We start from the raw sequence: 9,583 nt of genomic DNA on the forward strand, positions 1-9,583 counted from the left end.
CCCGCCACCCGGTTCCGCGCTATTGTGGCGCATGGGCAAGCCGGTTGTCTCCTTCGGTCCATTCCGCATCGATGTCGCGACGGGTGATCTGGCGCGGGAGGGCAAGCCCATGGCGATCGGCCGGAAGAGCGCTCTCCTGCTGGCGGCACTTGCGGCGGAGGAGGGCAAGGCCGTCTCCAAGGCCGCGCTGATGGAATGCGGCTGGCCGGGTCTTGCCGTCGAAGAGGGCAATCTGACTGTGCAGATCGCATCGCTGCGCAAGGCGCTCGGCCAGCGCAACGATGGCACGGAATGGATCGTGACGATCCCGCGGCTCGGCTACCGGCTGGCGCTGGAAAGTGCCGTTGCCGCCGATGATCCGCATCCGCCCGCCGTTGCCGTCCTGCCCTTCGTCAATCTCGGCGCCGGCGCCGAGCAGGACTATTTCGCCGATGGCGTCGCGGCCGAGATCATCACGGCGCTGGCGCGGTTCCGCTCCTTTTCGGTGGTGTCGCGCAGTTCTTCCTTTGCCTATAAGGGCCGGGCCGTCGATATCCGCCAGGTGGCATCGGAGCTTGGCGTCCGCTATCTGCTCGAAGGCAGCGTCAGGCGCGACGGCGAGCGTATCCGGCTCGATGTCCAACTCATCGATGGCGTCACGGCGGGGCATCTCTGGGCCGAGCGCTTCGAGGATGTCATCGGCCATATCTTCGATTTTCAGGATCTGATCACCGAGCGCGTCGCCTCCACCGTCGAGCCGTCGATCGAGATTGCCGAGATGCAGCGCTCCCGCCGCGAGCGGCCGCAGAGCGTCGCCGTCTACGATCTTTATCTCCGGGCGCTTGCCGCCCTTCATGACGAGTCGATGGAGGGAAATGCGGCCGCCCATACGCTGCTGCAGCAGGCGCTGACGATCGAGCCGGACAATGCGATGCTTCTTTCCCACGCCGCCTGGGTGCTGGAACACCGGCACGCGATGGGCTGGCCGCCCTTTACCACAGATGATGCGGCCGAGAGCGTCGAGCTGGCGCGCCGCGCTTTGCAGTATTGCGCCGGCGATCCGCGGGTGATGACCCATTGCGGCATGGCGTTGCTGCAGGCGGGGCGTGATTACGAGGGCGGCGTCGCCGTGCTGGAGGCGGCTTTCGCGGCCAATCCCAATGATCTCATGGTCGCTGCCGCCTCGGGCATCGCCCTGCTTCATTGTGGCGATGCCGGCATTGGCGTCGAGCGTCTCCAGCGCGCAGTCGCCCTCGGCCCGCGCGATGCCGATGCCCGTTTCTCGCTGACGGGGCTTGCCATGGCGGCGCTGTTTCAGCGGGATTTCGAGGCGGCGATCTCCTGGGCGACGCGATCCCTGGCGCTGAATGCGCATTTCGATGCCACCTATTGGATGCTGATCTCCGCCCATGCCCATCGCGGCGAGCTCGGCGAGGCGCATCGCCATCTCGAAAGCCTGCGCCGGATCGCGCCCGGCGTCTCGCTCGCCAGTATCCGGGCGGGGCAGCCTGCGAAGGACCCGAGCCGGTTCGCCATCGTGCTGGAAGGCCTGGCGCTTGCCGGGCTGCAGGCGGAATAGCTTTTGCATCTTTTAGGAAGTTTTCACACGCGGTTTAAGGACCCGCGCGCCGCGCTGCCGCAGGATGATCTCACCATCAGGGGAGGTTTCCATGCTCTCGGCACTCAGCATCGTTTCGCTCGATCAGGGCAAGCTCTATGGCGATCGGATCCCGGTAGATGATCTGCCGGTGCTGCCCGCGCCGCCGCGTCTTTCGCTTCTTCGCCGCCTCGCTTTTCGCCTGCATCTCCGCAAACGAAAAGACCCCGCCGAAGCGGGGTCTGGAGCGTTGCCTGCAACCGGGATCGTTACTGGATGACCTGCACGACGCGGTGCGTCTGCGGCTCGACGATCACACGCTGGTTGTTGACCACCGTGTAGGCATATTTCGGATTTTCTGGCACCGGCATGACCTGAACTTCGGCCGGAAGCGGTTTGCCGACGACGATCGGCTGCTGGACGACCACGGCCTGCGGCGGGGCTGGCTGGGCCTCGACATAGGTGACGACCTCGCGCGGCGGCGGATCGATCACGGCACCGGCAACGGCGCCGGCGACACCACCCACGGCAGCGCCCACGGGACCGCCGACAATTGCACCCGTCACGGCACCACCGGCAGCGCCGGTCACAGCACCATCAGCCAGCGCATTCGTGGCCAGGGACGACAGCGCCAGCGCGCTGGACACAAGTAGGATCTTGTACATTTTCGTTTCTCCTTAGCTCGGTTTGCGGGGAGAAAACGATGCACGTTATCAGTTGTTCCCGGGCAGGAATCACGCTTTCCGCGTAGTGGTCACATGGCGTGAGCAACGGCCGAATTGCCTCAATGCACCCTGTCGGTTTCCACCGCCGCGGCCGGGAAGGCCGGTTCGAAGGGGAAGCGGCGGGTTTCGCCGTGGGGGGTGGTCTGCAGCGAGGCGGTCTTGCGGGCGCGCAGTTCTTCCTGAATGACGAGATCCATGCCGAGCTTGAAATTGCGGGTGCTGAAGCGGGCGGCGTGTTCGCGGATGGCGACGGGGTCGAAGGCTGCGGATTCTGCCTCGAAGGCGTGCACGGCCTCGATGATCGCCTCCGGCGTCTGCTCGTGGAAGAGCACGCCGCTGAGGCCGGGGACGACGGTTTCCAGCGCGCCGCCGCTGCCGAAGGCGATGACCGGGCGGCCGCTCGCCATGGTCTCGACGGGGATCAGGCCGAAATCCTCTTCGCCGGGGAAGATCAGTGCCTTGCAGCGGGCGAGCTTCTCCTTGAGCACGGGGAAGGGGGCGCGGCCGAGGAAGGTGATGGTCGGACCGGCAATTGCCTTGAGTGCAGCCAGTTCCTTGCCTTCGCCGATGACGACGAGATTGCGGCCCATCTTGGTGAAGGCGCGAACGGCGAGGTCGATGCGCTTGTAGGACACGAGCTGGCCGGCGCAGAGATAGAAGTCTCCGGTTTCAGTCGCGGGCGCGTAGTCGTCGACGGCAACCGGCGGATAGATGACGGTTGCCGAGCGGCCGTAATATTTGCCGATGCGGGCCCTGACGTGATGCGAATTGGCGACGAAGCGGTCGACGCGCATGCTGGTGCTGACATCCCATGAGCGCAGCAGCGGCGCCATCCACGGCAGCAGCATGCGCGAGGCGAGGCCGGCATTGGCGCGGTAGGAATGGTAGTGATCCCAGATATAGCGCATCGGCGAGTGGCAGTAGCAGACATGCGTCGAATGCGGCGGGGCGATGATGCCCTTGGCCGGGCCGGATTCGCTCGAGATGATCAGGTCGTAGCCGCTGAGATCAAGGCTTTCGAGGGCGAAGGGCATCAGCGGCAGCAGCGACTGGTAATGCTTCACCGCGCCCGGGATCTTCTGCAGGAAGGAAGAGGTCACCTTGTGGCGCTTGATCTTCTCGGAGACGCGGCTTTCGTCATAGACCAGCGTGAAGATGTCCGCTTCCGGATACATGTCGCAGAGCGCCTCGACGACCTTTTCGCCGCCGCGCATGGACACGAGCCAGTAATGAACGATTGCAACGCGCATGGATGTCCCCTCGATTGAAGCGGTGCCATCATCGGCGAAGGCGGGCGTGCGCCCTAGCGCTTCCATCGGTGGCCGGCGGATCAAATAGGGGTAGGGGGCTAGCCGAAAGTGTTATGCATTCTCAGGGCGTTAGACCCCAGCGGCAGCTGAATGCACGGCACGCAAAAAGAACCGGAGCGTTTGTGGCGCTCCGGCTCAATTTCCTGCGATATGAAACATTATTGAGCGAACTCGCGGATTTTGTAGGCGACTTCCGTGCGGTTCGTCGCATGCAGCTTCTTCATGATGTTGCGAATGTGAACCTTCACGGTGCTTTCGCAGAGGTTCATTTCATAAGCGATGATCTTGTTGGACTTGCCGCGGCGCAGAGCGTCGGCGACAGACATTTCGCGCGGCGTGAAGGAATGATCGCCGCATTTGGCTGCCGTGGTGCTGGAGGTGATCATCTCCTTGGCGGCGAGCAGGCTGCTGGCCGGAATGAAGACGCCGCCCGCACGAGCAAGTGCAATGGCTTCGGCGGCAACGCCGATACCGATGTTGGCCGGAATGTATCCCTTTGCTCCGCATTCCAGCGCCTTCAGCACCTGCTGGATCTCGTCGCCCTCTGCGCCGACGACAACCGGTACCGATGGAAATTTCTGAGTGAGCTTGGCAATCTTATCGCTCACATCCGGGTCCGAGACGTGCTTGCCGCCGATCATATAGAGGATCAGCGCCGGCTCGAACCGCATGCGCTTGCGCTGCCAGTCTTCGATCGAGGTCGCAGTGATGACCTTGAGGTCCTCGTCATATTCGGAAAGGCTGCGCGACAGGCATTCGCTCTGCAGCGAACGGGGATCCAGAAGAAGCACGTATTCCGGCAGGTCTTCCTGGGCGTCCGCCCGGGAGGATGAGGAAAAGTGCCTCAGGGAATCCGATGTGCGAAGAGAGATGAGGTGAGCTGCTGTGTCAGTTCGAATCTGATCACTTGTTGTTGTAAGACCTTCCATTTCACGCCCCTACATTGGTTGAACTCAATACTAAACGTGCAAGAGAAGTAAGCCCGAGAATTATTACTTAGCACTATGTGCTATGATTTATTAAATTCCTTGGCTCCGGAATTTATCTCTTGAATGTAATATGGATGAAGCCAAAAGCGGTGGCATTAACATAGGTTAAGGTTCTATTAAAATATCCAAAGTAGAAGTAATTAGCCCAGAAATGGCTATCCTACTTAATTCGTACTATTGATTTACCGTGGAATAATCTGCGGTTGTGATGACAAATAACTGTCGTCAAATTCGACAAGCTCTTCAAGCTTCCTGCGGTTCAGGAATTCGACGATCCCGTTTCTGAAAGAAACAAGTGCGTTGACGCGAAGATCTTTGAGGACACGGTTGATATGAACGGTCGAGAGGCCGACGGCGTCGCCGATATCGGACTGTGTCAGCGGGCACTGGAAACCATCCATGCCGGGGCGCTTCCGGTCAGGCCCGATACGGGCGGCAAGTTCAAGGAGAAGGTGGCCGGTGCGGGCCAGCGCGTCGCGGCGGCCGACATTGGCCAGGCGCTCGGACATCCGGGCGTGACAGCGCATCATCTCGGCCATCACGATGTCCTGGCCGGTGGTGCTGTCGAGATAGCGGGCCAGCGTCATGCCGCTGAGCTCGTAGAATTGAGTAGGCGAAATCGCTTCGATCATCTCACGGGCGATTGCCACCGATGGCGTCCAGATGATGTCGCCGGGGAGAATGAATTCGAGAATGACGCGCGTACCGTTGGGCAGCGATTTGCAAGATACGGCCCAGCCGCTCACAAGAATAAGCAGCGCCGCTTTTCTGGCTTCCGGGTCAAAGACGATATCGCCGTCGTCATAGGCGCGGTAACTCCCGCCCGATAGCGAAACTCTTTGCCCTTGTATTCTGACCAGCCCAAGATTTTCGTGGTCCGACCCTTCGTATATCGCCACGCCCCGCCTCCAGCAAACTTCGTGGTTCTCTTTCCCCTTAATTACCTTTTAACCATTAAATATGAGAAGATCGTAACATGAATATTTATCGTTGTCTCGCCGATGCCATTGTTGGTGGGGATAGATTTGCGGGAATGGTTATTTTCAATAGTGGTGCAGAATAATTCTCGTATTTATACACTCTGTGTCAATTTATTACGTTTTTTGGCCTTTGGACTCGCGTTAAAGTATTCATCGCCGCGCAAAATCGACCGCACGTTCAAAAGCGCAGATTTGGCTGAAGTCACTTGTTCGTGATGACGGGCCGGATCGATGCCTTCGCGCTCCGCGCTGGCGACCATCGCGGCGATCTCTGATGGGGTGGTTCCGGCGGCGGCAAAGAAGCCTGCGCGGTCCATCGCCTTGAAGAAACCTTCCACCTTTCCATCCCAGGAAATGCCGACGGCCGGGATCTGCATCGCATGTGCGGCAATGCAGGCATGCAGGCGGTGGGCGACGATGACGCTGTTTTCGGCAAGGATCGAAAGCAGCTGCTGCGGGTCCTGCGGGCGGCCGGCAAGTGCCAGCTCTCCTGCTGTGCCGATGCCGGCAGTTTCTGCCGCGGCGAACACCGCTTCCGCCAGCCGCTGGTCTTCGCTTGCGCCGTTGGAGAAGAGCGTGACGCGGTAGCCGGTGCCGGTCAGCTCGGCAATCAGCGCCAGGTAGTCGCCGACCGAGGTCACCGGAATGGCAGCGCCGGCGCGCGAGGCGTGGCGGGCGAGAATCTTCGGTTCGGTGACGCAGAGGCCGACATTGCCCTGGATGGGGGAGGCGGCAGGTGCGAGAGAGCCTGCCAGCAAGCCGGGATCGGGCTCGATCTCGGGAATGGGGCCGGTTGGGAAATGCTGCAGCCAGTTGCGGTATGCAAAGCCGTCACGCACCGAGAGATGCTTCAGGTTGGTGCCGAGCAGGCGGCCGAACAGCCGTTTTGCCGGTTCCGACCAGTGCGGGCCGACGCCGACGGCGTAGATCGCGAGCGGCTTCTTCGAGCGAGCGACGCAATCGAGCAGCGTGCCGACCTTCAGCGGGAAATTCAGGTCGTCGTCCTGGAAGAGGTTGCCGCCACCAAGAATGACGGCGTCCGCAGCGGCGATCTTCGCGTCCCACAGGCTGCGGCTCGCCTTCAAGGATTTTGCGAGCGCGCGGGTGACGACGGCGCGGCGCAGCGGGGCGGGCAGGTGCCGGAGGATATTGAGGATGAGCGCGCGGTTGCGGCTGGTGCCGACGGTGGTGCGCCCGGCGAGATCCAGCGTCTCCACCTCGTCGCCTTCGGCCCGCAGGGTCTCCTCGATGCAATCGGCCAGCAGGCCGTCGCCGAGATTCTCGCTGTATTTGACGTTGAAGACCAGGATTTTCATGAGCGGGCCTGTGCAGCATCCTGATGCGCGCCCGCAAAGCGTAATGCCGGATTGTTATGGGCCGGGCGGCTGACGGAGCGCGGCAGCGACAGGGCGGCAACGCCACCCGCCAGGATGTAGAAGGTCAGGCCGAGATCGTAGACGGTGCCCGATATGGTTGCCGTCACCAGCACGGCATAGAAGCCGAGCTTGGCGGCGCGCACGGCGGCGATGTCTTCGTTGCGTTCCGGATCATATTTCGGCAGCCGGGCGGTGAAGACGGCGATCGCGAAGATGACGAAGATCATCGTGCCCACGACGCCGAGATTGGAGAGCAGCACCAGCACGAAGCTCGAGGCGCGGGCGCTGCCAAGGCCGGCGCCGAAGCCGTAGGTGTTGACGAAGCTTTCATAGGCAACGGCATTCCACATGAAGCGCTCGCGGCCGGATTGGCTGTCGGCCTTGGAGAGCACCATTTCGTCGAGGAAGTCGTGGAGGCCGGCCGCCATGTCGGGCAGGGCGACGACGACGATGATGGCCACCAGCGGCAGGGCTGCCGCGCCGACGGTGATTGCCAGCGCATGGCGGCCGCGGATCGCCCGCAGCAGCAGGAAGGGCATCACCGCGGCAACGCCGACGAGGGCGGTCGCCGAGGTCGAGAGCAGCAGGGCCGCCAGCAGTGACAGCGCCAGGATGCCGGTGACGCGCGTGCGGATGCCGTCAAGCCACAGGCTTGAGATCGCGGCGAAGAACACCAGCGTGTAGTCGGCGAAGGCGGACGCCTCCGGGAACGTACCGGAAATACGCTTCAGGCCGCCTTTTTCGGCACCCGTCAGCAGCGCGTAATTGGCGGTGCGCACGAAGCCCATCAGCCATTCGGTGCGCGAATAATAGGTGAGGATATCGGCGAGGGCGAAGGCGAGGTTGATAGTGGTGGTGGCGATCAGCGCCGTCACCAGCGAGGTGGCGATCCCTTCGCGGCGGAACCAGGCGAATGTGCAGCCGAAGCAGAGCAGGCCGCCGATCGCATAGACCGTCTGCGTGATGTTGTTGGAGGAGAAGCGCAGCGGCGTGAGCGCAATGAAGCTGCGGGCGCCGACCTGCCGCTCGACGACCATGGTCTCGGCCATGCCGGCGAACAGGCGCGGGAAGAAGACTGCCGTCACCAGGCCGAATATGGTCAGCGTCAACAGGAAGAAGCCGATGCGTGGCGGCACGAAGGCCGCAAAGACCCGGCCTTCGCCGCAGCTCATGATGACGCGGGTGCAGAAGAAGACCAGAAACAGGTTGGGAACCAGCACCGATGCGCCGCCGAGGCCTGACAGGTTGAAGGCGGCGGCCGAGCCGAAGACGGTGGAGGCGAACATGAACAGGAACGACCAGACCGGCGGCATATAGAGTGCCGCCGCGCCAAGTACCAACGTCAGCAGTCCCATGATCTGAAAGTGCATGGAAGTCGTTGTCCCGCCCGATTTAGCAAAAGACTAGCATGCTCGGAACCGGCGCGTATTTACGCCCCGGACTACTTCTTTCGGGCAGGGCTTCGGCCGAACGTGGTTCTTCACCCGGTTTTGCGCTCTGCCTATCGTTCGCGGCATGTCAAAGCTATCGAAGACTTCTCGCAGTGATGAATTGACGGGCGGCCGGCGGCCTTTGCTGCTGGCGCTCTGTGCGGCCGCTCTCGCGATGGCCGCACCGGCGCCTGTTTTTGCCGAGGATGCGGCTGTAACCGGCGATACCGGTGACGGGCTCGATCTCGACAAGATGAAGATGACCTTCGCCGACGAGTTCGACGATCTCAGCGTTTCGGCCTGGGGGCCGGGAACGCGCTGGATTGCCCATACGCCGTGGTCGGGCGATTTCGGCGGCGCGCGCTTTGCCAATCCCAAGGACGGCTTTCCGTTCACCGTCGACGACGGCGTGCTGCGCATCGAATCCTCGAAGGACGGCAAGGGTGAGTGGCGCTCCGGCCTGCTTGCCTCCGTCGATCCGAAGGGCAATGGCTTCGCGCAGCAGTACGGATACTTCGAGACCCGAGCGCAGCTGCCGACCGGACCGGGTCTCTGGCCGGCCTTCTGGCTGATCGGCAAGGACCGCTCGAAATCGACCGCCGAGATCGACGTGATGGAATATTACGGCGACAAGCCCGACGGCTATTCCTCGACCGTTCACGTCTGGTACCGCAACGGCGACCACTATTCGAAATTCTCGCGCATCAACGCCTTCCTGAAGAACAAGCCCGGCGATTTTCATACCTATGGGGTGAAGATCGACGAGAAATACATCCGCATGTATTTCGACCGGCAGATGGTCTGGAAGACCGAGACGCGGCCGGAACACCAGCAGCCGATGTATGTGCTGCTCAATCTCGGCCTGGTCGACAATGTCACCAAGGCGAGCGCACCCGATCCATCGCATATGTATGTCGATTACGTGCATGTCTACGCGCTGCCGCAGCAGCCGTAATTTCCAGGTTTCACAAGCAATTGCGGGAGCGGCAGAGATGCCGCTCCCGGCGCATTTGCGGCCCTCCCGGGCAGGCTAATTCTTTCGGCTAGGTAGGGCACTACCGGATAGCCCCATGCGTCGGCTTTTCTACACCCTCTAGCGATTTGGAGGGCCGGTTTGGCGAAGGGGTCATCCCAATGATCATCTGGCGAAATCCCGCTGAAATGGGAAGGTCGCCACACGAATGCCGCGCAGCAGAA

General features: G+C 61.9%; 9 protein-coding genes. 3 read left to right on the forward strand and 6 right to left on the reverse strand.

Annotation, left to right across the window (positions count from 1 at the left end; all coding sequences use genetic code 11):
* The first annotated feature begins 31 nt into the window (after positions 1–31).
* Both ACODR6_RS24250 and ACODR6_RS24255 read left to right on the forward strand, forming a co-directional pair.
* Complete coding sequence (locus ACODR6_RS24250) at positions 32–1,558, forward strand: winged helix-turn-helix domain-containing protein (RefSeq protein WP_489024869.1); 1,527 nt, start codon at positions 32–34, stop codon at positions 1,556–1,558.
* A 91-nt stretch (positions 1,559–1,649) separates the two neighbouring features.
* The gene (locus tag ACODR6_RS24255) at positions 1,650–1,856 is read left to right on the forward strand and encodes a hypothetical protein (RefSeq protein WP_489024871.1); all 207 of its coding nucleotides are present in this window, start codon (positions 1,650–1,652) and stop codon (positions 1,854–1,856) included.
* On the opposite strand, the gene ACODR6_RS24260 is transcribed toward ACODR6_RS24255, so the two are convergent.
* The 6 genes from ACODR6_RS24260 to ACODR6_RS24285 form a co-directional block, all read right to left on the reverse strand.
* Positions 1,846–2,241 carry a DUF1236 domain-containing protein gene (locus ACODR6_RS24260; protein WP_112711361.1) on the reverse strand — a complete coding sequence of 132 codons (396 nt, stop codon included), beginning with the start codon at positions 2,239–2,241 and terminating at the stop codon, positions 1,846–1,848. The two genes, ACODR6_RS24255 and ACODR6_RS24260, sit on opposite strands and share 11 nt — an antisense overlap.
* 119 nt (positions 2,242–2,360) lie before the next feature.
* Positions 2,361–3,551: a glycosyltransferase gene (locus ACODR6_RS24265; RefSeq protein WP_489024872.1), complete on the reverse strand. Its 1,191-nt coding sequence runs from the start codon at positions 3,549–3,551 to the stop codon at positions 2,361–2,363.
* Between the two features lie 218 nt (positions 3,552–3,769).
* Positions 3,770–4,402: a response regulator transcription factor gene (locus ACODR6_RS24270; protein ID WP_246777447.1), complete on the reverse strand. Its 633-nt coding sequence runs from the start codon at positions 4,400–4,402 to the stop codon at positions 3,770–3,772.
* A gap of 380 nt (positions 4,403–4,782) precedes the next feature.
* On the reverse strand, positions 4,783–5,499 hold the full coding sequence (locus ACODR6_RS24275) for a Crp/Fnr family transcriptional regulator (protein ID WP_489024874.1): 717 nt from the start codon (positions 5,497–5,499) through the stop codon (positions 4,783–4,785).
* Positions 5,500–5,672: 173 nt separating this feature from the next.
* On the reverse strand, positions 5,673–6,896 hold the full coding sequence (locus tag ACODR6_RS24280) for a polysaccharide pyruvyl transferase family protein (protein WP_489024876.1): 1,224 nt from the start codon (positions 6,894–6,896) through the stop codon (positions 5,673–5,675).
* Positions 6,893–8,326 carry a hypothetical protein gene (locus tag ACODR6_RS24285; protein WP_489024878.1) on the reverse strand — a complete coding sequence of 478 codons (1,434 nt, stop codon included), beginning with the start codon at positions 8,324–8,326 and terminating at the stop codon, positions 6,893–6,895. Before ACODR6_RS24285 ends, ACODR6_RS24280 begins: the two co-directional genes overlap by 4 nt.
* Before the next feature lie 181 nt (positions 8,327–8,507).
* Between ACODR6_RS24285 and ACODR6_RS24290 the strand changes: the two genes are divergently transcribed.
* Positions 8,508–9,341, forward strand: a complete 834-nt coding sequence (locus tag ACODR6_RS24290; RefSeq protein WP_246777449.1) for a glycoside hydrolase family 16 protein — start codon at positions 8,508–8,510, stop codon at positions 9,339–9,341.
* Positions 9,342–9,583: the final 242 nt, after the last annotated feature.

Source organism: Rhizobium sp. FG96 (assembly GCF_057808655.1).